The sequence below is a fragment of the Streptomyces sp. URMC 129 genome, from assembly GCF_051386415.1.
Classification (GTDB): domain Bacteria; phylum Actinomycetota; class Actinomycetes; order Streptomycetales; family Streptomycetaceae; genus Streptomyces.
Genome location: NZ_JBPQTQ010000027.1, coordinates 1 through 21,371 on the forward strand (window position 1 = coordinate 1; position 21,371 = coordinate 21,371).

17 protein-coding genes and 1 pseudogene are annotated in these 21,371 nt (G+C 75.4%); 11 read left to right on the forward strand and 7 right to left on the reverse strand.

Features of this window, described 5'->3' with window-relative positions; genetic code table 11:
• The 3 genes and pseudogenes from ACSNOC_RS08215 to ACSNOC_RS08225 form a co-directional block, all read right to left on the reverse strand.
• Nucleotides 1–115, reverse strand: a pseudogene (locus ACSNOC_RS08215) (nitrite reductase small subunit NirD); the annotation flags it as partial.
• The gene (gene nirB / locus ACSNOC_RS08220) at nt 112–2,736 is read right to left on the reverse strand and encodes a nitrite reductase large subunit NirB (RefSeq protein ID WP_436746613.1); all 2,625 of its coding nucleotides are present in this window, start codon (nt 2,734–2,736) and stop codon (nt 112–114) included. The pseudogene ACSNOC_RS08215 and the gene nirB, both read right to left, overlap by 4 nt.
• 3 nt (nt 2,737–2,739) lie before the next feature.
• The gene (locus ACSNOC_RS08225) at nt 2,740–3,972 is read right to left on the reverse strand and encodes an NAD(P)/FAD-dependent oxidoreductase (RefSeq protein WP_436746614.1); all 1,233 of its coding nucleotides are present in this window, start codon (nt 3,970–3,972) and stop codon (nt 2,740–2,742) included.
• 112 nt (nt 3,973–4,084) lie between these two features.
• On the opposite strand from ACSNOC_RS08225, the gene ACSNOC_RS08230 reads away from it, so the two are divergent.
• The 4 genes from ACSNOC_RS08230 to ACSNOC_RS08245 all read left to right on the forward strand — a co-directional run bounded on the left by ACSNOC_RS08230 (nt 4,085) and on the right by ACSNOC_RS08245 (nt 8,436).
• Nucleotides 4,085–5,023 (forward strand): sulfotransferase family protein, encoded by a 939-nt coding sequence (locus tag ACSNOC_RS08230; RefSeq protein ID WP_436746615.1) that lies wholly within the window; start codon nt 4,085–4,087, stop codon nt 5,021–5,023.
• A gap of 18 nt (nt 5,024–5,041) precedes the next feature.
• Entirely contained in the window at nt 5,042–5,584 is a 543-nt protein-coding gene (locus ACSNOC_RS08235; RefSeq protein WP_436746616.1) for a GNAT family N-acetyltransferase, read from the forward strand.
• Nucleotides 5,585–6,137: 553 nt separating this feature from the next.
• Nucleotides 6,138–7,676 (forward strand): putative T7SS-secreted protein, encoded by a 1,539-nt coding sequence (locus ACSNOC_RS08240; protein WP_436746617.1) that lies wholly within the window; start codon nt 6,138–6,140, stop codon nt 7,674–7,676.
• 40 nt (nt 7,677–7,716) lie between these two features.
• Nucleotides 7,717–8,436 carry a hypothetical protein gene (locus ACSNOC_RS08245; RefSeq protein ID WP_436746618.1) on the forward strand — a complete coding sequence of 240 codons (720 nt, stop codon included), beginning with the start codon at nt 7,717–7,719 and terminating at the stop codon, nt 8,434–8,436.
• Nucleotides 8,437–8,484: 48 nt separating this feature from the next.
• On the opposite strand, the gene ACSNOC_RS08250 is transcribed toward ACSNOC_RS08245, so the two are convergent.
• Entirely contained in the window at nt 8,485–9,012 is a 528-nt protein-coding gene (locus ACSNOC_RS08250) for an N-acetyltransferase family protein (RefSeq protein WP_436746619.1), read from the reverse strand.
• 99 nt (nt 9,013–9,111) lie between these two features.
• Here ACSNOC_RS08250 and ACSNOC_RS08255 point away from each other — a divergent pair, with 99 nt between their 5' ends.
• Nucleotides 9,112–10,089 (forward strand): cupin domain-containing protein, encoded by a 978-nt coding sequence (locus ACSNOC_RS08255; protein ID WP_436746620.1) that lies wholly within the window; start codon nt 9,112–9,114, stop codon nt 10,087–10,089.
• Here the strand turns inward: ACSNOC_RS08255 and ACSNOC_RS08260 are convergent.
• From ACSNOC_RS08260 to ACSNOC_RS08270, 3 genes are all read right to left on the reverse strand, one after another.
• A complete protein-coding gene (locus ACSNOC_RS08260; protein ID WP_436746621.1) occupies nt 10,056–11,558 on the reverse strand; it encodes a bifunctional phosphatase PAP2/diacylglycerol kinase family protein in 1,503 nt (500 codons plus the stop codon). The genes ACSNOC_RS08255 and ACSNOC_RS08260 overlap by 34 nt on opposite strands.
• Before the next feature lie 94 nt (nt 11,559–11,652).
• Complete coding sequence (locus ACSNOC_RS08265; RefSeq protein ID WP_436746622.1) at nt 11,653–12,036, reverse strand: cupin; 384 nt, start codon at nt 12,034–12,036, stop codon at nt 11,653–11,655.
• A 51-nt stretch (nt 12,037–12,087) separates the two neighbouring features.
• On the reverse strand, nt 12,088–14,295 hold the full coding sequence (locus ACSNOC_RS08270) for a molybdopterin oxidoreductase family protein (protein WP_436746623.1): 2,208 nt from the start codon (nt 14,293–14,295) through the stop codon (nt 12,088–12,090).
• Between the two features lie 162 nt (nt 14,296–14,457).
• Between ACSNOC_RS08270 and ACSNOC_RS08275 the strand changes: the two genes are divergently transcribed.
• From ACSNOC_RS08275 to ACSNOC_RS08300, 6 genes are all read left to right on the forward strand, one after another.
• A complete protein-coding gene (locus ACSNOC_RS08275; protein WP_436746624.1) occupies nt 14,458–15,213 on the forward strand; it encodes a sirohydrochlorin chelatase in 756 nt (251 codons plus the stop codon).
• A 30-nt stretch (nt 15,214–15,243) separates the two neighbouring features.
• On the forward strand, nt 15,244–16,503 hold the full coding sequence (locus ACSNOC_RS08280) for a deoxyguanosinetriphosphate triphosphohydrolase (RefSeq protein WP_436746625.1): 1,260 nt from the start codon (nt 15,244–15,246) through the stop codon (nt 16,501–16,503).
• 115 nt (nt 16,504–16,618) lie between these two features.
• Complete coding sequence (locus ACSNOC_RS08285) at nt 16,619–17,857, forward strand: NAD(P)/FAD-dependent oxidoreductase (protein ID WP_436746626.1); 1,239 nt, start codon at nt 16,619–16,621, stop codon at nt 17,855–17,857.
• Nucleotides 17,858–17,938: 81 nt separating this feature from the next.
• The gene (locus tag ACSNOC_RS08290) at nt 17,939–18,925 is read left to right on the forward strand and encodes an Acg family FMN-binding oxidoreductase (protein WP_436746627.1); all 987 of its coding nucleotides are present in this window, start codon (nt 17,939–17,941) and stop codon (nt 18,923–18,925) included.
• A 220-nt stretch (nt 18,926–19,145) separates the two neighbouring features.
• Nucleotides 19,146–19,610, forward strand: coding sequence for a GNAT family N-acetyltransferase (locus ACSNOC_RS08295; RefSeq protein WP_436746628.1), 465 nt, complete (start codon nt 19,146–19,148; stop codon nt 19,608–19,610).
• A gap of 384 nt (nt 19,611–19,994) precedes the next feature.
• The gene (locus tag ACSNOC_RS08300; RefSeq protein ID WP_436746629.1) at nt 19,995–21,311 is read left to right on the forward strand and encodes a hypothetical protein; all 1,317 of its coding nucleotides are present in this window, start codon (nt 19,995–19,997) and stop codon (nt 21,309–21,311) included.
• Nucleotides 21,312–21,371 lie beyond the last annotated feature (60 nt).

The following is a 21,371-nucleotide window of genomic DNA, read 5'->3' on the forward strand; positions in this document are numbered from 1 at the left end:
CCGCGGCCTGCCTGCCGTCCGGCAGCAGCACCGCCACGCCGCGTCCGGGCGTCAGATCGGCCAGTCCGCACACCGGGACCCACTCGTCCCCTGCCATCTGCACTTCCACCTTCATCGCGGGCTGCTCCCCTCAAGCGTGCGGACGGGCAGCTCCGGCCCGGCCAGGATCGTCAGGTCGGGCTTCACCTGGTCGCGTTCGGGCACGAACTTGACCGTCGGGTCCGGCGCCCCGGGCGCGTTGACGAAGGACACGAAGCGCCGCAGCTTCTCCGGGTCGTTGATCGTCTCGGCCCATTCGTCGCGGTAGTTGGCGACGTGCGCCGCCATCAGCGCCTCCAGCTCGTCGCAGATGCCGAGCGAGTCGTGCACGACCACGTCCTTGACGTGGTCCAGGCCGCCCGGGATCCGCTCCAGCCACGTCGAGGTGCGCTCCAGCCGGTCGGCGGTGCGGATGTAGAACATCAGGAACCGGTCGATCAGCCTGACCAGTTCGGCGTCCGACAGGTCCTGCGCGAGCAGGTCCGCGTGGCGCGGCGTGGCGCCGCCGTTCCCGCCGACGTACAGGTTCCAGCCGTTGGCCGTGGCGATGACGCCGAAGTCCTTGCCCATCGCCTCCGCGCACTCGCGGGCGCAGCCGGACACCGCCGACTTCAGCTTGTGCGGCGACCGCAGGCCCCGGTAGCGCAGCTCCAGGTCGATCGCCATCCGCACGCTGTCCTGCACGCCGTACCGGCACCACGTGGAGCCCACGCAGGACTTCACCGTGCGCAGCGCCTTGCCGTACGCGTGGCCCGACTCGAAGCCCGCCTCCACCAGCCGGGCCCAGATCATCGGGAGCTGGTCGACCCGGGCGCCGAACAGGTCGATGCGCTGGCCGCCCGTGATCTTGGTGTAGAGACCGAAGTCCCGGGCCACCTCGCCGATCACGATCAGCTTCTCCGGGGTGATCTCACCGCCGGGGATGCGGGGAACGACCGAGTACGAGCCGTTCTTCTGCATGTTGGCGAGGAAGTGGTCGTTGGTGTCCTGCAACGCCGCCTGCTCGCCGTCCAGTACGTAGACGTCCGCGCCGATCGTCGGGGCGAGCGAGGCGAAGATCGAGCCCACCGCGGGCTTGCAGATCTCGCAGCCCTCGCCGCCGCGCGCCTCCGGGCGGCCGTGGTTGTCCAGCAGCTCCTGGTAGGAGTTGAGGCGCAGCGCCAGCACGATCTCGTACAGCTCCTGGCGGGTCTGCGAGAAGCAGCCGCACAGGCCGGTGTCGACGGTCACGCCGTTGGCGGTCAGCTCGTCGTTGACCAGCAGGCCCAGCGTCTTCACGCAACTGCCGCAGCCCGTACCGGCCTTGGTGCACTTCTTGACCTCGGGCACGGTGGTGCACTGATGGTCGGTGACCGCCGCGCGGATGCTGCCCTTGCTCACGTTGTGGCAGCTGCAGATGATCGCGTCGTCCGGCAGCGCGGACGGGCCGATCGCGGTGGCGGGCGCCAGCCCGGCCGGGAGTACCAACTGCTCGGGCGCGACCGGGGGAACGCTGCCGGTCAGCGGGCGCAGCAGCCCGTACGACTCGGCGTCACCGACCAGTACGCCGCCCAGCAGCGTGCCGTCCTTGCCGATGACCAGCTTCTTGTAGACGCCGGAGCGGGAGTCGGAGTACACGACGTCGAGGCAGCCCTCGGCCCGGCCGTGCGGGTCGCCGAACGACGCCACGTCCACGCCGAGCAGCTTCAGCTTGGTGGAGGTGTCCGCGCCGGTGAACGTCCTGGTGTCGGCCCGCGGTTCCCCGCCCTGTGCGATCACCCCGGCGGCGGCCACGGCCATGTCGTAGCCCGGCGCGACCAGCCCGTACACCACGCCGTCCGCGGCCCGCGCGCACTCCCCGATCGCGAAGACCGCCGGGTCGGAGGCCGACCGGCAGAACTCGTCCACGACGACGCCGCCGCGCTCCCCGGTCTCCAGGCCCGCGGCCCGGGCCAGCTCGTCCCTGGGCCGCACGCCGGCCGAGAAGATCACCAGGTCGGTGGCGACGGTCGAGCCGTCGGACAGGGCCATGCCGGTCACCGCGCCGTCCTCGCCCGCAGTGATCTCCTGGCCGCCGACGCCGGTGTGGACGATCAGCCCCATGTCCTCGACCGTGCGGCGCAGCGCGGCGCCGCCGCCCTCGTCCACCTGGATCGCCATCAGGCGCGGGTTGAACTCGACGATGTGCGTCTCCAGGCCGAGGCCCTTCAGCGCGCCGGCCGCCTCCAGCCCGAGGAGCCCGCCGCCGACGACCAGGCCGGAGCGGCAGTTCTTCGCGTACTCCTCGATGGCGAGCAGGTCCTCGATCGTCCGGTAGACGAAGCAGCCCGTGCTGTCCTTGCCGGGCACCGGCGGGACGAACGGGTAGGAGCCGGTGGCCAGGACGAGCGTGTCGTAGGTGAACGTCCGGCCGCTGCGCGCGGTCACCGTCCGGGTCGCGCGGTCGACGGCCGTCGCCGGGTCGCCGGTGTACAGCTCGATGCCGTGCTGCTCCATGAACCCCTCGGGGACCATGGACAGTTCGTCGGGCGAGCTGCCGGAGAAGTAGGAGGTGAGCTGCACTCGGTCGTAGGCCGGGCGCGGCTCCTCGCACAGCACGACGACGCGGGCCCGCTGGGTCACGCCCCGGTCCGCGAGCTCTTCGAGGAAGCGCTGGCCGACCATCCCGTGCCCGATCAGGACGATCGTCTCGGGTGCGGCCTCGGTGGCGGTGGACATGGGTCAGTACCCTCCGTCGTGGGTGAGCAGGTGGAGCAGGGGAGTGGCGGGAAGCGGCTCGTCGCCTTCCCAGGTGCGGGCGAGCGTCCCGACGCTGCCCAGGTCGCCGACGAGGATGCCGCCCAGCAACCGGTCGCCGCGGACGACGATCTTGCGGTAGGCGCCGCGCGTGGCGTCCGCCAGCTGCACGACGTCGTCGCCCGGCGCGGGTGTCGTCTCCCCGAACGCGGCCAGGTCCAGTGGCCCGTCGGACAGCGTCAGCCGGACGAGCGAGCGCGTTCCGGCGTAACCGGCCGCGTCGTCCTGGCCGTTGAGCATCCCGTTGATCATTCCGGCCAGTGCGTCGGCCTGTTCCTGGGCGGCGCCGGCGAGTCCGTACAGCACGCCGTCGTGCTCCGCGCAGTCCCCGATCGCGTACACGTCGGGGTCGGACGTCCGCAGCCGGTCGTCGACGGCGATGCCGCCGCGCTTGCCGAGTGCGAGCCCGGCTTCCCGGGCCAGACCGGTGCGGGGCCGGACGCCGCAGGCCAGGACGACCAGATCGGCGGCCAGCTCGTAGCCGTCCGCGAGTTCGACGCCGCGCACCCGGCCGTCCTCGGTCCGCAGACCGCGCACCCGGCACTCGGTGTGCACCTCCACGCCGGAGGCGGCCAGGTGCGAGTGGAGCAACTGCCCGGCACCCGCGTCGAGATGACGATCCATCAGGTACTCGCCCTGCTGGGTCACGACGACTCCGGCGCCGCGCGAGGCCAGCGCCCGCGCCGCCGAGACGCCCAGCAGGCCGCCCCCGATCACCACCGCCCGCGTTCCCTCGCCGACCGCCTCGCCCAGGGCCAGGCAGTCGTCCAGGGTGCGGAACGCGTGCACGCCGTCGGGCAGGCCCCCGATCAGCGCGCGCAGCGGCGGCAGCACCGGGCTCGACCCGGTGGCCAGCACCAGCACGTCGTACGGCGTCACCGAGCCGTCCTCGCACTCCACCTGCCGCGCGGCGCGGTCGATCCGCGCCACGCGCACCCCGCCGCGCCAGGTGACGCCGGCGGCCGGGCGCGGCAGCGCGATGACGTCGGCTGGATACCGGCCCGCCAGCACATCGGCCAGCAGCACCCGGTTGTAGGGTGCGTGCGGCTCCTCCGCCAGCACGGTGATCACGGTGTTCCCCGCCGTGCCGAGCTGCTGCGCGAGCCGGGCGCCGGCCATCCCGCCGCCGACGATCACGACACGCGTTATCGAACTCATGCACCTGAGAGTGCGGGGAACCTGTTACCCGTCCGCATCACATCCGTTTCTCATAGGCAACGCTGCGCTCAGCTCGCCCGTCCCCGGAGTGTGAGCCCGCTACGCTGCGGCCGTGCGGCACCTGACTTTCATCGTCGGTACGGGGCGGAGCGGCTCGACACTGCTGTCCCGCATCCTCAACCTCCACCCCGGCGTGCTCAGCCTCAACGAGCTGTTCGCCTCGCTCCAGCAACCCGAGCGGGCCCTGCCCGACGAGCCGGTGACCGGGGAGGCGTTCTGGCGGATCCTCTCCGACGTCAACCCCGTCTTCGACGCCATGATCCGCGCCGGGGTGCCGCTGCCGGAGTTCCTCCGCCCGCGCCCGGACAGCCCGGCCCTGTGCCTGATGGTGCTGCCGCACCTGACCGACGATCCGGACGCCGCACTGGACGACCTGGGCCGGGAGATTACCCGATGGCCGCGCCGTCCGGCGCCCGCGCACTACCGCGCCTTCTTCGGCCTGCTGTCCGCGCGGTTCGGCCGCGGCGAGGCGGTGATCGAGCGCTCCGGCTACTCGCTGCGCTGGATACCCCGGCTGCGCGCGGCGTTCCCCACCGCCCGCTTCGTCCACCTGCACCGGAACGGCCCCGACTGCGCGCTGTCGATGAGCCGCCACGTCGGGTACCGCGTCATCTCGCTGCTGCGCGACGCGCCGCCCGGCCCGGACGTGCCGTTCGACCCGGCGGCGGCCGTCGCGCGCGAGGTCCCGGTCACGCGCTTCGGGGACCTGTGGTCCGAGCTGATCACCGAGGGCGTCGGGTACCTCGACGCCGTGCCGCCCGCGGCGCGGATGTCGATGGCGTACGAGGACCTGCTCGCCGCCCCCGACCGCGAACTGGCCCGGCTCGCCGCCTTCGCGGGGGTGACCCCGAACGAGAGCTGGCTGGCCGCGGCCCGCCCGCTCCTCGACCCCGCCCGGCAGGGCGCGGCCCTGCGCCTGCCGCCGGACACCCTCGCACGGCTGCGGGCGAGCTGCGCCGCAGGCACCCGTGCCCTCGCGCACGCCCGTTGACCCGCAAGGATGGCAGGTATGACACCCATGACCGAGGTGCGTGTGGCCCACACCGCAGACCTGGACACCCCGGCGCTCACCGCCGCGCGGGCCCTGCTGGACGAGGCGTTCGAGGGTGACTTCTCCGATCACGACTGGGAACACGCGCTGGGCGGCATGCACGCGCTGATCTGGGACGGCGACGAGCTGATCGGCCACGCCTCGGTGGTGCAGCGCCGCCTGCTGCACGCGGGCCGCGCGCTGCGCGCCGGGTACATCGAGGGGGTGGCCGTCCGGGAGGACCGGCGGCGGCGCGGGCACGGCGCCTCGCTGATGACGGCGCTGGAGCGGGTGATACGCGGCGGCTACGACCTGGGCGCGCTGTCGTCGTCGGACGACGCCCTGCCGTTCTACGCGGCACGCGGCTGGCGCCTGTGGCAGGGCCCGACGTTCGCCCTGACCCCGCTGGGCATAGCGCGCACGGAGGAGGACGACGGCGCCGTGTACGTCCTCCCGGTGGCCGGGCGGCTGGACGTCACGGGCGAACTGGTCTGCGACTGGCGCGACGGCGACGTGTGGTGACCCCCGGCCCGGCGCCGGCCGAGCCCGGCGGCGACGCCCAGCGCCACGCCGCCCGCGGACAGGCCCGCGAGGGCCGGGTGCACCTGGCAGGTGAGCCGGAGGGGGAGACAGTCGCCGCGGTAGGAGTCGACCAGCGGCGCCGCTGTCCGCCACCGGCGTCCGCGCACTCCTCGAAGAGGTTCTCCTCCTCCAGGACCACCACATCGAGCGCACCCCGGAGGTGGACGGCGACGGCCGCGCAGCAGCAGGGGGCGGCGAGGTCCCGGCAGCGTTCCCGGGCTGTCTTCACCAGGGCGCCGCCGTGCGACGGACGAGACCACGTAGCCGATGAGGCCGATGACGGTCACGAGGCCGATCGGCACGAAAAACAGCAGGACCACGGGGTCTGCGTGAGGGCGTCAGGGGTCATCGCACATCGTGGCGCACGGGGGCGGTGCCCGGCCCCCTGAGCAGCGTTCGGGACGAGGCTGTGACGAATCCGGGGCGGACGCGGGTGCATGGTGCAGTTAGTTTGGGGCGGTCTTGATCGTTCGTCGTGGAGGGGGTGTCGGCGATGGCGCGGCCGTCCGACTGGAGTCCGGTGGACATGGACCGGGACCCGACGCCGGGGAACCCGGACGAGGTGCGTGAACTCGCCGAGAGTCTGCAGGACTTCGCGGACAACGTCGGTGAGGCGCTGGGCAGGATCCGGGCCATGGCCGGGGAACGCGCCGTGCTGGACTGGGCGGGTCTGTCGGCGGACGCGTTCCGCGCGGAGTTCGACGGGGTGCCGGACAACCTGACGAAGCTCCAGACGTCGTACGACATGGCGGCGGACGCGCTGGCGGCGTACTGGCCGCAGTTGCAGAACGCGCAGGGCATGGCCGACCGGGCGCTGGAGCGGGCGATCGCCGCGCAGGCCGATCTGCGGGCCGCCCAGGCGTCGTTGGCCGACGCGGAGGACTGGGTCGGCCGGGCCACCCGCGAGGCGGAACGGCTGGCGGACGACGAGGACGCGCCCGAGCCGCCGGACGAGGGCGAGGTGCGGCAGGCGGTCCGGGACCGGCAGGCGGCCGACGCGGCGGCGGGCACCGCGCGGTCGCGGGTGGACGACGCCGAGCAGCGCCTGTCCGCCGCCCGCGACCTGGCCGAGCAGGCCCGGGAGATGCGGGAGGAGGCGGCGCGGGTCTGTGCGGCGGGCATCGACGACGCCTCGGACGCGGGGATCCAGAACCGGAAGTGGTGGGAGAAGGCGTTCAAGTGGGTCCAGGACAACTGGGACACCATCGTGGAGGTCTGCAAGGTCATCGTCGCCGTCCTCGGCGTGGTGGTGATGATCATCGGCGGGCCGCTGGCCTGGGTGGTCCTCGCGGCGGCCCTGGTGGTGCTGGCGGACACCCTGGTCAAGTACGCCAGGGGCCGGGCGACACTGCTCGATGTCGCCTTCGCCGCGCTGGACTGCATCCCGGGCATGAAGGGCCTCACCACCGCCGGTGGACTCCTCGCCATGGGCCGGAACGTCGTCACCGGCGCCCGGCGCGGCCTGGGCGGCATGGCGGGCGGGGTCCGGGGCATGGCGGGCGCGATCCGCGGGTCGGCGCGCATGCCGGGCGGGATGGTCCCCTACCGGGCGCTGTCGCCGAAGGCGAGGAACCTGGTGCGCCGGCTGAACTCCGAGGGGCACATCCCCATCCGCCGGGGCGAGGTCAACGTCTCGCACATGGCCGAACTGCAGCGGTTCAGCGGCGTGGAGCACGCGATCATCCAGAACCCGGCCGGCGAACTGCGGCTGTTCCGGGGCACGGAGCGCACCTCCTCCATCCCCGGGGATCTGCGCGGGCAGGGCTACGACTTCATCGCCCACACGCACCCCGAGGACCGCATGCCGGGCCCCGCGCTCAACGACGTGGAGCGCGCCCTCAATCAGCCCAACAGCATGTCGCGCGACCTGGAGTACAAGGTCTCCGACCACACCGAGGTCGTGATCAGCCGCGACGGCCAGCTTCGTTTCTTCGACGGCAACGGCATTATGGAACTGCCGCCCGGTGTCCATCCGCCCAACGGGCCGGTGAACGACCTGGGTTTCATCGTGCCCGTTCCGCGTGTCGGCTGACTGGTAACCTGAGACAATTGACAGGAAAGGGTGCGGGGTCATGGGCGACAACAGCGCGTCATGCCGGATCTGCGGACAGTTCGTCCTTCAGGTTCCCGGCTGGACGAGCGTCATCCCGAGCTATTGGTCGATGCGCGCCACATGGCGTCCCGGGCACGAATTCTTCCACGGGCCCCTGCATTTCTCCTGCCTGACCGGCTGGGAGCACCGGGAACCGTTCCGGGAGGAGCTCACACAGATCCTGACCGGCCGCGGCCGGGAGGTCACCGTCGAGGCCGGGGGCGCCGAGCACACCGTGACCCAGCCCGGCCTGTATTTCAGCGAGTTGCTCTACGCGAACGACGACTGCTCGATCCACCGGAACACCTCGTACGACGAATGGCTGGTCCTGACCGCCCGCGGCCCCTGGTTCACCCTCGGCCCCAAGCACCTGAAGGCGCTGGGCGAGGGCCGGCCGGCGCGGGACGGCGGCGGTGGCGAGCGGGTGGTGCTGCCGGCCGACCCGGACCCCGGGATCGAGACCGCCGCGCTGCCGGATCTGCTGGACTCGCTGGGCGTCCGCTCCCGCTATCCGGGCGCCGTCGAACTGGGCGAGGCCGTCTTCGAATTCTGGGGCTACTACCCGAAGAAGCGGGTCCTCGAATACGGCGTGATCGCCGATCTCCCGCTTCCCGACACGGCGGTGGATTTCCTCGCCGAATACGCGCGCCACTACGAGCCGACCTCTTTCGAGGAACTGGAGGACGACCTCCAGCAATAGAGTCGGCGCCGCGCGGCGGGCGTCCGACGATTCCCGCCCGATCTCCGGTCAGGTCCGCGGTTCCGGCGGCCCCGGCGGGTCCAGGTCCAGCTGCAACAGGAGGGTGTCCAGCCAGCGCCCGTGCTTGTGGCCGACGGCGGTGAGGCGGCCCGCGTCCGTGAAGCCGAACTTCCGGTGCAGCGCGGGCGACGCGTCGTTGTCCCCGGCGTCCGCGATCACCGCGATCACCCGGCGGATCCCGGCCTCGGCGCAGCCCGCCAGCAGCGCTTCGAGCAGCGCGCGGCCGAGCCCCCGGCCGGTGTGGCCGGGGGCGAGGTAGATGCTGTCCTCGGCGGTGTACCGGTAGGCGGGCTGCGTCCGCCACGGGCTCGCGTACGCGAACCCCGCGACGCGGCCGTCGACGTCGGCGACGAGGAACGGCAGGCCCCGGCCGGTCAGGTCGGCGCGCTTGTGGCGCCACTCCCCGGGGGTGGGCGGGGTCTCCATGAAGGTGATCACCGTATGGCGCACGTAGTGCGCGAAGATCTCCGCGACGGCGCCGAGATCGGCGTCCGTCGCCCGGCGGACGCGGAACATCCGCACATCCTAGGCACCCGCCCGCCCCCCGGCCCGGCTCCGGACAGCGCGCCCTCGTTCGCGGCTCTCCCGCGCGCGCCTGCGTCTACGCTGAGCGGCATGGACGCACTGACCAGCCTCCTGGACGGCCCGCGCGCCCGGGGGGCGTTCCTCATGCGCACCGTTCTCACCCCGCCGTGGGCCGTCGAGGTGCGGGACGAGGCGCCGCTGACGCTGGTGTGCGCGGCGCGGGGCGGCGCGGTCATCCTCCGCGGGGGCGGTGAGACCTGGCTCGCGCCCGGCGACGTCGCGGTCGTCGGCGGGCCCGAGCCGTACGTCGTCGCGGACGACCCGGCCACCGAGCCGCAGGCCGTGGTCAGGCCGGGCGGGTGCAGCGTCGGGCGCGACGGCACCGACCTGTGCGAGGCGTTCGACCTCGGCGTGCGGACCTGGGGCACCGACCCCGACGGGCCGACCGAACTGCTCATCGGCACCTATCAGGTCCACCGCGAGGTCAGCGGGCGGCTGCTGCGGGCGCTGCCGCCCGTGCTCGTGCTGCGCGCGGACGACTGGGAGTGCCCGCTGGTGGCGCTGCTCCGCGCCGAGATGGTGCGCGACGAGCCGGGGCAGGAGGTCGTCCTCGACCGGGTGCTGGACCTGGTGCTGATATCCGTGCTGCGCGCCTGGTTCGCCCGGCCGGAGGCCGCCCCGCCCGCCTGGTACCGGGCGCACGGCGACCCGGTGGTGGGCCGGGCGCTGCGGCTGGTCCACGACCACCCGGCGCACCCGTGGACCGTGTCGTCGCTGGCCGCCAAGTGCGGGGTGTCCCGGGCCGCGCTGGGCCGGCGGTTCACCGCGCTGGTCGGGGAGCCGCCGATGACGTATCTGACCGGGTTGCGGCTGGAGATGGCGGCGGAGCTGCTGCGCGAGCCGTGCGCCACGGTCGAGGCGGTGGCGCGCCGGGTGGGGTACGGCAGCCCGTTCGCGCTGAGCACCGCGTTCAAACGGGAACGCGGCGTCAGCCCCAGCGAGTACCGCGACCGGGCCGGCGCGGGCGACCTGCCTCAGAGCAGCGCCGGACCCGGGTCCGGGCGGTAGACCGCGAGGGTGTCCCGCCGCTTGTCCAGCACCAGCGACGCGGGCGCGGGCGCGGCCTCGCCGTCGTACGCCAGCGTGCTGCCCTCGCCCAGCCCGGACAGCCGCAGCCGGGGCAGGCGGGCCGCCGTGTACACGCGGGAGCGGGCCAGGGTGCCGGTCAGCGCGGCGGCCACCACCCGGGTGCGGGCGAACCGCTTGTCGCCCGACACGGTGCGCACGTCCAGCAGCCCGTCGTCCAGGTGGGTGCGGTGGGAGGGCGCGAAACCCTCCGGCGAGTACAGGCCGTTGCCCGCGAACAGCAGCCACAGCCGGTGCGGGCGGCCGTTCAGCTCCACCTCCACCGGCCGGGCGGACCGCAGCACCCGCGCCAGCGACAGCGCCGCCAGCGGCCACTTGCCGATGCGCCGCTCCAGCGCCTCCCAGGACTCGCGCAGCCGCACCACCTCGGGGTAGATGCCGAGGCTGAAGGTGTTCAGGAAGTGCCGGGTGGGGCCGGTGGTGCCGCCCGCCGGGCGGATGCGGCCCAGGTCGACGGCGATCGCGTCGCCCGCCCGGACCGCCGCCGCCGTGTCCTCGAAGGTCTGGATGCCGGTGTCCAGCGCGAAGTGGTTGAGCGTGCCGCCGGGGAAGACCGCGAGCGGCACCCCGCGGTCGGCGGCCCGGGCCGCCGCCGCGTTGACCGAGCCGTCGCCGCCGCAGACGCCCAGCGCGCCGTCCCGCGCCGCGGCCCGCCCCGCGGCCTCGTCCAGCAGCGCGCCGAGGGTGTCCGCGCCGTTCGCGCCGGCCGGGCAGCTGACGATCTCGGCCTTCGGCAGCACCGCGCGCAGCCGGTCCGCCGACGCGTCGCCCGTGCCCGCGCTGTCGTTGACCACCACGAACAGCCCCTCGCCCTCCGGCAGCGCCGGCACCGGCACCCGGTGGTGCACCAGCTGCGCCGGCTGCGGACGGCGCGGCCACACCCGGCCGGTGGCCAGCGCCGCGCCGGTGCCCAGCAGGCAGCCGACGAGGACGTCCCCCGGGTAGTGGACACCGACGTAGATCCGGGAGAACGCGACGGCCGCGGCGACCGGCACGACCGCCGCGCCCAGCGTGCCGGACTCCATGGCGACGCCGGTGGCGAAGGCCGCCGCCGACGCCGAGTGCCCGGAGGGGAACGAGCTGGTCAGCGGCTGGCGGGCCAGGCGCCGGGCCAGCGGCACCGCGTCCAGCAGCGGGCGCTGCCTGCTCGCGGCGTACTTGATGACGGTGTTCGTGGTGAACGAGGCCAGCGCGAGCGCCGCGATGCCCCGCCCGGCCGCGCGCCGCCCGCTCCGGCCGCCGAGCACGGCCAGCGCCCCGGCCGTGCCCATCCACAGCCGCCCGTGGTCGGCGGCCCGGGTCAGCCGCGGCAGCACGAACTGGACGCCCGGCGGGTGCGCGGCGGCGACGCGTTCGAAAATCCGGCGGTCCAGGCGGCTGAGCCGTCCCATGGTGTCGTCCCCTCCCTCGGCGGCGGGTCCTTCGCGCCTGGCCGCCTACCCCGGAGCGCGGGCGGCACGCGCGCCGGGGGGCGCCGCCGGGGGACTACGCAGGGTTTCCGACGCGCCGGGTGTCGTATACGACGACCGGCTCGGGGGTCGCCGTGACCGAGGTGAGCACCACCACGGAGTCCAGCAGGGCGGCCAGCGAGTGCCGCGCCTGCGGCACCCGCATCACCTGCCCGGCCTCCAGCTCGACGGCCCCGGCGTCCGTGCGCAGCCGCACCCGGCCGCGCAGCACCTGGAGACTGGCGGCCGGGGGCGCGTTGTGCTCCTCCAGCTCGGCGCCCTCGGTCAGTGCGATGACGCTCTGCCGCAACGGCCCGTCGTGCAGGAAGAGATGGGCGCTGCGGCCGTGCTCGCCGCGGCGCGCCAGGGCCAGGTGCTCGTCCGCCAGGGCCGTCAGATTGTCCGTGAGATCCAGATCCATGCCTCCATGCTGCCGGGTCCCCGCCGCCCCGCAACTCGGCCGCCTCCCGGGCTACCCGGCGCCGCCCGTGGCCTCGTCCGCGCTCTCCGCCGCCGCGTCCGCCAGCTCGACGCGCACCGCGCACACCTTGAACTCCGGCATGCGGGACGTCGGGTCGAGCGCGGGGTTGGTCAGCGTGTTGGCCCGCCCCTCGCCCGGCCAGTGGAACGGCATGAACACCGTGTCCGGCCGGATGTCCCGGGTGATCCGGGCCGGCGCGACCGCCCGGCCGCGCCGCGAGACCACCGCCAGCCGGTCGCCCTCGGCGGCGCCGAGCCGCTCCGCGAGCCGCGGGTGGAGCTGCACGAACGGGCCCGGCTCGGCCGCGTTGAGCCGCGCGACGCGGCGCGTCTGCGCGCCCGACTGGTACTGGGCCAGCACCCGGCCCGTCGTCAGCAGCACCGGGTACTCCGGGGTCGGCTCCTCCGCCGAGGGCCGGTGCGTGACCGGGGCGAACCGCGCGCGGCCGTCGGGGGTGGCGAAGCGGTCCAGGAACATCCGGGGGGTGCCGGGGTGCGGCGGCGTGGAGTGGTCGTTGGACGGGTCGTCGTTCGCCGACTCCGAGCCCGGCGCCGGGCGGTCCGGGCACGGCCAGAACACGCCGTCCTCCTCCGCGATCCGGCGGTAGGTGATGCCGGAGTAGTCCGCCTTGCCGCCCGCCGAGGCGCGGCGCAGCTCGTCGAAGACCTCCTCCGGGTCGGTGGGGAAGCCCTTCTCCCAGCCGAGCCGGGCGGCCAGCGCGTTCAGCACCTCCAGGTCGCTGCGGCACCCGGCCGGCGGGTCGATCGCCTTGCGGCGCAGCAGCACCCGGCCCTCCAGGTTGGTGAGGGTGCCGCTTTCCTCCGCCCACTGCGTCACCGGCAGCACCACGTCGGCCAGGCGCGCGCTCTCGGAGAGCACGACGTCGCACACCGCCAGGAAGTCCAGCGACCGCATCCGCTCCTCGACGTGCCCGGCGCGCGGCGCCGAGACCACCGGGTTGGACGCCATCAGCAGCAGGGCCCGCACCCCGTCCGGGGTGTCGCGGCCGAGCGCGTCGAGCAGTTCGTACGCGCTGCGGCCGGGCGCGGGCAGCACGTCCGGGTCCACGCCCCACACCCGCGCCACGTGCTCGCGGGCGGCGGGGTCGGCCAGCATCCGGTAGCCCGGCAACTGGTCGGCCTTCAGGCCGTGTTCGCGCCCGCCCTGCCCGTTGCCCTGCCCGGTCAGGCAGCCGTAGCCGGACAGCGGGCGGCCCGCGCGGCCGGTGGCCAGGCACAGGTTGATCCAGGCGCCGACCGTGTCGGTGCCCTTGGCCTGCTGCTCGGGGCCGCGGGCGGTGAGCACCATCGCCGTGTCCGGCTCGCAGAACATCCGCACGGTCTCGCGCAGCTGCGGGACGGGCACCCCGGTGATCCGTTCCACCAGCTCCGGCCAGTGCGCCATCGCCGCCGCCCTGGCGTCCTCCCAGCCAGTGGTCCGGGCCGCGATGAACGCCTCGTCCGTGCGCCCCTCGGCCACCACCAGGTGCAGCAGGCCGAGGGCGAGGGCCAGGTCGGTGCCGGGCCGGGGCGCGAGGTGCAGGTCGGCCTGCTCGGCGGTCTTGGTCCGGCGCGGGTCGACGACGATGAGCGTGCCGCCGTTCTCCTTCAGCTCCGTGAAGTACCGCAGCGCGGGCGGCATGGTGTCGCCCAGGTTGGAGCCGACCAGGATGACGCAGCCGGTGCGCGGGATGTCCTCCATCGGGAACGGCAGGCCCCGGTCCACGCCGAACGCCTTCGTCCCGGCCGCCGCGGCCGACGACATGCAGAACCGGCCGTTGTAGTCGATCTGCGAGCTGCCCAGCACCAGGCGGGTGAACTTGCCCAGCGCGTACGCCTTCTCGTTGGTCAGCCCGCCGCCGCCGAAGACGCCGACCGCGTCCGGGCCGTAGCGGGCGCGGGTGCGGCCCAGCCCGGCCGCGATCCGGTCCAGGGCCTCCTCCCAGCCCGCCGGCTCAAGGTCGCCGCCGCGCACCCGGCGCACCAGCGGCTCGGTCAGGCGCACCGCGGAGGACAGCACCTCGTTGGCGGTCTGGCCCTTGCCGCACAGCGCGCCCCGGTTCACCGGGAACGCGGTGCGGGGCACCACCTCGAGGCCGCCGGCCGCGTCCCCGTTCGGGCGCAGCCGCATCCCGCACTGCAGGGCGCAGTACGGACAGTGGGTGTCCGTGCTCGTGCCGTCGCTCATGACCTCGCTCATGCTTCCGCATCATGCTTCGTCCGTGTTACACGGGAACGCTCGCCGCGTTACCCGGCCGGTGCGGCCGTCTCAGCACGTCACGGCACCGGCCGTGAGGAACGGTGCCGCCATTGGTGACACTTCGGCAACACGGGCGCAACGCGGCGGGCGCAGGCTGACGCCATGAGCGCAGCCAGCATCACGCCGACCGCACCGACCCTGGTCGCCGTCGCCCACGGATCGCCGGACCCCAGGGCCCGGCAGTCCGTCCTCGCGCTGATCCGGCTCCTGCGCGCCCTGCGCCCGGGGCTGCGCGTCGAGCTGGGCCACCTGGAGACCGACGAGCCGCTGCTGACGGACACCCTGGCCCGGCTGCGCGGCGACGCCGTGCTGGTGCCGCTCCTCTTCAGCCGCGGCTTCCACGTCAAGCACGACATCCCCTCGGTCCTGGCCGGCGCCCGGCACCTCGACGCCGTCACCGCCGGCTGCCTCGGCCCGCACCCGCTCCTGGCCGAGGCGCTGCACAGCCGGCTGGCCGAGGCCGGGTACCGGCGCGGCCAGGCCGTCGTGCTGGCCGCCGCCGGCTCGCTCGACCCGGAGTCGGCCGCCGGCACCGCGTACACCGCGAGCATGCTCTCCGCCCGGCTCGGCGGCGTGCCGGTGCTGCCCGCCTACGCCTCCGCCGCCCGCCCGACCGTGCCCGAGGCGATCGCGGCGCTGCGCGACCGGGGCCACGCGCCCGGCGACATAGCCGTCGCCTCCTGCTTCACCGCGCCCGGCCTGTTCGCCACCCGCTGCGCCGAGGCCGCGCCCGGCGTGGTGGCCGCCCCGCTCGGCAGCCACCCGGCGCTGGCGCGCCTGCTGCTGCACCGCTACGACCAGGCCCGGGGCGCCCGCGAGACGTCGGCCCCGCGCCCCGCGCTGGCCGCCACCGCCTGACCCGCGCCCGCGGGGGCTACGGTCGGGGGTATGCACGCCGCCGCCGGCTACGACGAAGCCGCCGCAGAACGTTTCGACCCCGAGCCCGACAAGCGGCCCGGCCGGACCGCGTTCCAGCGCGACCGGGCCCGGGTGCAGCACTCCGCCGCCCTGCGCAGGCTGGCCGGCAAGACCCAGGTCGTCACCCCCGACGCGACCCGTGTGGACGCCGCGCCCCGCACCCGCCTGACCCACTCCCTGGAGTGCGCCCAGGTCGGCCGCGACCTCGGCGCCGCCTTCGGCTGCGACCCGGACATCGTGGAGGCCGCCTGCCTCGCGCACGACCTCGGCCACCCGCCGTTCGGCCACAACGGCGAACGCGCCCTGGACCGCATCGCCGCCCCCTGCGGCGGCTTCGAGGCCAACGCCCAGTCCCTGCGGCTGCTCACCCGCCTGGAGCCCAAGCGGTTCGCGGCGGACGGCCGTTCCGTCGGGCTCAACCTCACCCGCGCCACCCTCGACGCCGCCACCAAGTACCCCTGGCCGCGCGGCGCGCACCCCACCGACCCGGCCTCCCCGAAGTTCGGCGTGTACGAGGACGACGGGCCCGTCTTCGCGTGGCTGCGCCGGGACGCCCCGGGCACCGGCCGCTGCTTCGAGGCACAGGTCATGGACTGGTCCGACGACGTGGCGTACTCCGTGCACGACCTGGAGGACGGCCTGCACGCCGGGCACCTCGACCCCCGGATGCTGCGCTCCGGGCCCGAGCGGCACGAGATCTTCGCCGTCGCCGTCAAGCGCTACGCCCCGCCCGGCACCGACCCCGGCGAGCCGGCCGAGGCCCTCGACCGGCTGCTGGGCCAGGAGTGGTGGCCGCACCGCTACGACGGCGGCGCCCTGGCCCAGGCCCGGCTGAAGGACGCCACCAGCCAGCTCATCGGCCGCTTCTGCCTGGCCGCCGAGCGCGCCACCCGGGAACGGTTCGGCCCCGGACCGCTGCGCCGGTACGCCGCCGCGCTGGTCGTGCCGCGCGCCACCCGCCTGGAGTGCGACGTGCTCAAGGCCGTCGCCGACGTCCATGTCATGCAGCGCCCCGAACAGGAGCGGCTGCGCGCCCGGCAGCGGGCCCTCCTCGCCGAGCTGGGCGAGGCGCTGCTGGACCGCGCCCCGGACGGCCTCGACCCGCAGTACCGCGCCCTGTTCGCCGCCGCGACGGGCGACGCCGGACGGCTGCGCGTCGTGGTCGACCAGATCGCCGCGCTCACCGACGCCTCCGCGCGTTCCCTGCACGCCCGGCTCGTCGGCGCCTGATCCGGGCGCGCCCCGGGTGACCTGCCCTCTTCCGGCCAAGCCCGGCGTCAGGCAGGCTCGTTGGAGCGTCGGACAGCGACGGCACCGATTCGGCCGAGCGACCGGAGGGTCACCAGTGGGCGAAACACACGACACGTTCGTCATCATCGGGGCGGGACTTGCGGGGGCCAAGGCCGCGCAGACGCTGCGCGAGGAGGGCTTCGCCGGCCGGGTCATCCTCATCGGGGACGAACACGAACAGCCCTACGAGCGACCGCCGTTGTCCAAGGGCTATCTCACCGGCACGTCCGGGCGCGACAGCCTCTTCGTGCACGAGCCCGCCTGGTACACCACGCACGGCGTCGAACTCCACCTCGGCCAGCCCGCCGTCGCCATCGACCGCGAGGCGCGCGAGGTCTCGCTCGGCGACGGCGCCCGCGTCCCCTACGACGCGCTGCTGCTGGCCACCGGCGCCGAGCCGCGGCGCCTCGGCGTGCCCGGCACCGACCTCGCCGGGGTGCACCACCTGCGGCGTCTGGCCCACTCGGACCACCTGCGCGGCGTGCTGACCAGCCGCGCGGACGGCGACGAGCCGCTGGTGATCGCGGGCGCCGGGTGGATCGGCCTCGAAGTGGCCGCCGCCGCGCGCACCCTGGGCAGCCGGGTGGTGGTGATCGAGCCCGGGCCGACGCCGCTGCACTCCGTGCTCGGGCCCGAGCTGGGCGGCGTCCTCGCCGACCTGCACCGCGAGCACGGCGTCGAGTTCCACTTCGGCACCCGGCCGACCGCCATCACCGGGCGGGACGGCATGGTCGCGGGCGTGGCCACCGAGGACGGCCGGGAGCTGCCGGCCCGCGCCGTGCTGGCCGCCATCGGCGCCGGGCCGCGCACCGCGCTGGCCAGGGCGGCCGGGCTCGCCCTGGCCGAGGGCGGCGGCATCGCCGTCGACTCCTCGCTGCGGACCAGCGACCCGCGGATCTTCGCCGCCGGGGACGTGGCCGCCCTGGCCGGCCGCCGTGTGGAGCACTGGGCCAACGCGCTCAACTCCGGACCGGCCGCCGCCCGCGCCATGCTGGGCCAGGAGGTGACGTACGACCGGGTGCCGTACTTCTTCTCCGACCAGTACGACGCGGGCATGGAGTACTCCGGGTGGGCGCCGGCCGGCTCGTACGACCGCGTGGTCTTCCGGGGCGACGTCGCCAAGCGGACGTTCATCGCGTTCTGGCTCCGGGAGAACCGGGTGCTCGCCGGGCTGAACATGAACGTCTGGGACGTCACCGACGCCATTCAGCGGCTGATCAGGGACGGCCGCCCGGTCGACCCCGACGCGCTGGCCGACACCGAGGTGCCGCTGGCGTCGCTGCTGGACGGGTGACCCGGCCGCCTCGCGCGCCGCCGGATCATCCGGCATGGTGAGAGAAAGGGCGGCGGGGGTGTGCGCGCGGAAGGAAGCCAGGTGCGGGTCGAGACTCCCGGTACGCGGAACGTGACCGCCCTCGCCGAGGCCGCCTCGGCGGCGCCCTCGCTGCACAACGCGCAGCCGTGGCGGTTCCACTACCTGCGCGGCACCGCCACGTTCCAGGTACGGGCCTCCCTGGACCGCACCCTGCCGCACTCCGACCCGCACGGCCGCGCCCTGCACATGGGCTGCGGCGCCGCGCTGTTCAACCTGCGCGTCGCCGCGGCCCACGAGGGGTGGCGGCCGGTCACCACCCTGCTGCCCGACCCGTACGACCCGCGGCTGCTGGCCACCGTCGAGCTGGCGCCGCCCGGTGGCGACCCCGGCGGCGGCCCCGGGCTCGCCGCGCTGGCCGCGCTGTACCCGGCGATCCGGCTCCGCCGCAGCAGCCGCCTGCCGTTCGACGAGGAGCGGGTGCCCGACCAGGTGCGGTCCGTGCTGCGCGAGGCCGCCGAGCTGGAGGGGGCGCAGCTGCACTTCCCGTCCGCCTGGCACCTGGCCACCGTGCTCGACCTGGTGCAGGACTCCGAGGGCCGCGACCTGGCCGTGCCCGGCCGGGTGGAGGAGCTGGCCCAGTGGTCCGGGACGGAGGGCGGCCCGCCGGGCCGCGACTTCGCCGGGCGGCTCGCCCCCGGCGACCACGCGCCCGCCACCGACCCGGGCCCGCCCCCGCAGCTCGCGCTGCTCGGCACCGCCGAGGACCGCACCTCCGACTGGGTGCGGGCCGGGCAGGCGCTGGAGCGCGTGCTGCTGGAGGCGACCCGGCACGGCCTGTCCACCGGGCTCAGCGCCGTCGCCATGGAGTGGGCCGACCTGCGGTGGACGGACCGCGATCCGCTGTCCGAGATGGGCCAGGTGCACGCCGTGGTCCGCATCGGCCACGGCCCGCCGGTCCCGCCCACCCCGCGCCGGCCGGTCTCCCAGGTACTGCGCGTCGAGGACGGCCCCGAGCCTCCCCGGCCCGGAACCCCGGCCGGGGGCTGACCCGGCGGGCACCACCCGGGACGACCTGGGGCGTCCCGTGCGGATCGTGGGGCACCTGCCGGCCCCCGGACCGGCGTCCGGGAGGGGGCGGCCCCATGGCCGGGGGAGCGTCCCGGCCCCGCGCGGAACCGCTGCCCGGCGACGACCGCCCGGCCCACACCGGTTCCGCGGCACGGCCTCGGCGCCCGCGCCCCCGAAGAGGGGTCCTAGGGTGGCGGGCATGGCCATCCGTACCGCCGTCGTGCCGCTGTCCGCGATATACGAGCTGCGCCGGGCCGTGCTGCGCCCCGGGCTGCCGCCGGAAAGCGCCGCGTTCGCCGAGGACGCGCTGCCGGGGACGCTGCACCTGGCGGCGTACGAGGGCGACGACCCCGAGGTGCTGGCCTGCGTGACCCTCTTCCCCGAACCGCTGCCCGGCGACGACCGCCCGGCCCACCGGTTCCGCGGCATGGCCTCGGCGCCCGCCGCCCGGGGCCGGGGCTACGGCGCCGCCGTGCTGGCCGGTGCCGCGCGGGAGGCCGCGGCGCGCGGCGCCGCGCTGCTGTGGTGCAACGGCCGCGCCGCGGCCCGCGGCTTCTACGAGCGGCACGGTTTCGGGATCGTGGGCGGGGAATTCGACATCGCGGGCGTCGGCCCGCACTTCGTCTTCGTCGCGGAGGTGGACAAGGCCGGGCGGGAGGGCTGAACCGGGCGAGAGCCCGCGTCCGGCGCGGTCGGCAGGCGCGTGCCCCGACGCGCCCGCGTGCGCCGGGTCGGTGCCCACCGCGGACCCCGGCGCGCGCGACGTGTGGGCCGCCCGCTGCCCGACGCCCGGCGGGCCGCCGCCGCGTGATCGGCTCGTCCGGCCCCGGCCCGGCCCCGGCCTCGGGCCGCTGGCCGCTGGGCGGCGCCGGAGGGCGGCGCGGAGGGCGCGGACCGTCGTCCGGAGCCGGTTCCCGGCATCGTTCGTGGCCGTTTTCTGTGGGAGATGTGGAGACGGGACGCCGGTTCTCTGGCAGCATGTCAACAAGTCGCGGACATGACATGCCGCCGTCCCGTGGGGTCCGCCGACACCCCCAGGAGGGGCACGTTGACGCACGTCATACCGCGGATCGTCTTCGCCCGGCCCACCGGCCCCGCCCGCGCGGACGGCGGCGTGATCCCGGCGATGATGCTCGGCGTCCGGCACGTGCCGCTGCCCACCGGCGACGTCCGCGACCTGCTCAAGTCCGCGACCGGCCTCGCCGAGGGCACCGGACCGCGGGTGGCGGCGGCGGCCGACGCCCGCGCGGCCGAGGACCCGGCCGCCGCCAACACCGAAGTCGCCGACGCGGCCTGGGAGTTCCTGCAACAGCACGTGGTGCGCCTGCCGCCGGGCGAGCGCACGGCCCGGCTCGCCACCGCCGCCGAGACCTCCCCGGGCAGCCACCTCTACGTCCACGTCTCCGCCGCCCCGCCCGCCGCCGTCCGCTCCGCCGCGGACACCAGGACCGCGCGGACCGTCCTCGGCGCCCTCGGCGGCGGCTCCGTCGAACTGCCGCCGCTCCCGCACTACCACCGCATCCTGGCCCGCCCGGACGCCGCCGGGGCGCTGGAGTACCTCGCGCGCCTGCTGCGCATCCAGGCCGGCGACGTCCTCGCCCACAACGCCCGCCGGTACCGCGACGACGAGCCGTTCGACGGCCTGGTCCACTGCGCCACCCACGGCGTCGCGGAGGTCACCGCGCACACCGTGCACGAGCGGTGGTGGGGCACCGCCCACGTCTGGCGCGCCGCCACCACCCCGTACCACGCGGCACCGGCCGCGGCGATCGGCTGCTTCCTCGACACCTCCCCCCGGCCCGGCGCCACCCGCCGCCTCCCGGAGGAGTCCCGGGGCCGGTTCCTGCTGCTGGCCGGTTTCGGCGGCCCGCCCGCCGCCGACCCCGCCGCCGTCGGCTGCGTCGCCCACCCGGCCCTGGCCCGCGCCTGCGCGACGCTGGACGCGATCGCGGACGGCGCGCTGTCCGCCGAGGCCGTGGCGCGCCTGCACCACGGCCCGCTGTACCACGCGGCCTCCGCCCGTATGCCGTGCGCCGCCCGCCTCAACGAGGGCGCCGCGCGGCTGCTCGACACCGTGACCTGCGGCCTCCTCGCGGAGCCGCGCGCCCCCGGACAGCCGGTCGTCAGCCCGTTCGACCGGCCCGGCGTCCCGGCCGTCGCCTACGAGCTGCCCGGCGCGGACCAGGCGGCCCGCCTGTCCGCCGTGCCCGCCGAACACGTCGAGCAGGCCCTCGTGGCGGCCTCTCCGGTCCCGCTCCCGGCCACCCCGCCCGGCCTGCTGACCCCCCTCGACCCGCTGGATCCGTCCCTGGCGAAGCACGTCGTCCCCGCCGCCCGGTGGGTCCCGGCCGCGGTGTCCGGCTGAGCCGCCGACAGGGGGCCGCCGCCCGGGGGCCGTGTCCGAACCGCGCCGTAGACTTCACGC

What these genes read in the sequence shown, in the direction of transcription:
- nirB (WP_436746613.1), bottom strand. Translation starts at nt 2,736, where the DNA reads ATGTCCACCGCCACCGAGGCCGCACCCGAGACGATCGTCCTGATCGGG.
- ACSNOC_RS08225 (WP_436746614.1), bottom strand. Translation starts at nt 3,972, where the DNA reads ATGAGTTCGATAACGCGTGTCGTGATCGTCGGCGGCGGGATGGCCGGC.
- ACSNOC_RS08235 (WP_436746616.1), top strand. Translation starts at nt 5,042, where the DNA reads ATGACACCCATGACCGAGGTGCGTGTGGCCCACACCGCAGACCTGGAC.
- ACSNOC_RS08240 (WP_436746617.1), top strand. Translation starts at nt 6,138, where the DNA reads ATGGCGCGGCCGTCCGACTGGAGTCCGGTGGACATGGACCGGGACCCG.
- ACSNOC_RS08245 (WP_436746618.1), top strand. Translation starts at nt 7,717, where the DNA reads ATGGGCGACAACAGCGCGTCATGCCGGATCTGCGGACAGTTCGTCCTT.
- ACSNOC_RS08250 (WP_436746619.1), bottom strand. Translation starts at nt 9,012, where the DNA reads ATGTTCCGCGTCCGCCGGGCGACGGACGCCGATCTCGGCGCCGTCGCG.
- ACSNOC_RS08255 (WP_436746620.1), top strand. Translation starts at nt 9,112, where the DNA reads ATGGACGCACTGACCAGCCTCCTGGACGGCCCGCGCGCCCGGGGGGCG.
- ACSNOC_RS08260 (WP_436746621.1), bottom strand. Translation starts at nt 11,558, where the DNA reads ATGGGACGGCTCAGCCGCCTGGACCGCCGGATTTTCGAACGCGTCGCC.
- ACSNOC_RS08265 (WP_436746622.1), bottom strand. Translation starts at nt 12,036, where the DNA reads ATGGATCTGGATCTCACGGACAATCTGACGGCCCTGGCGGACGAGCAC.
- ACSNOC_RS08270 (WP_436746623.1), bottom strand. Translation starts at nt 14,295, where the DNA reads ATGAGCGAGGTCATGAGCGACGGCACGAGCACGGACACCCACTGTCCG.
- ACSNOC_RS08275 (WP_436746624.1), top strand. Translation starts at nt 14,458, where the DNA reads ATGAGCGCAGCCAGCATCACGCCGACCGCACCGACCCTGGTCGCCGTC.
- ACSNOC_RS08280 (WP_436746625.1), top strand. Translation starts at nt 15,244, where the DNA reads ATGCACGCCGCCGCCGGCTACGACGAAGCCGCCGCAGAACGTTTCGAC.
- ACSNOC_RS08295 (WP_436746628.1), top strand. Translation starts at nt 19,146, where the DNA reads ATGGCCATCCGTACCGCCGTCGTGCCGCTGTCCGCGATATACGAGCTG.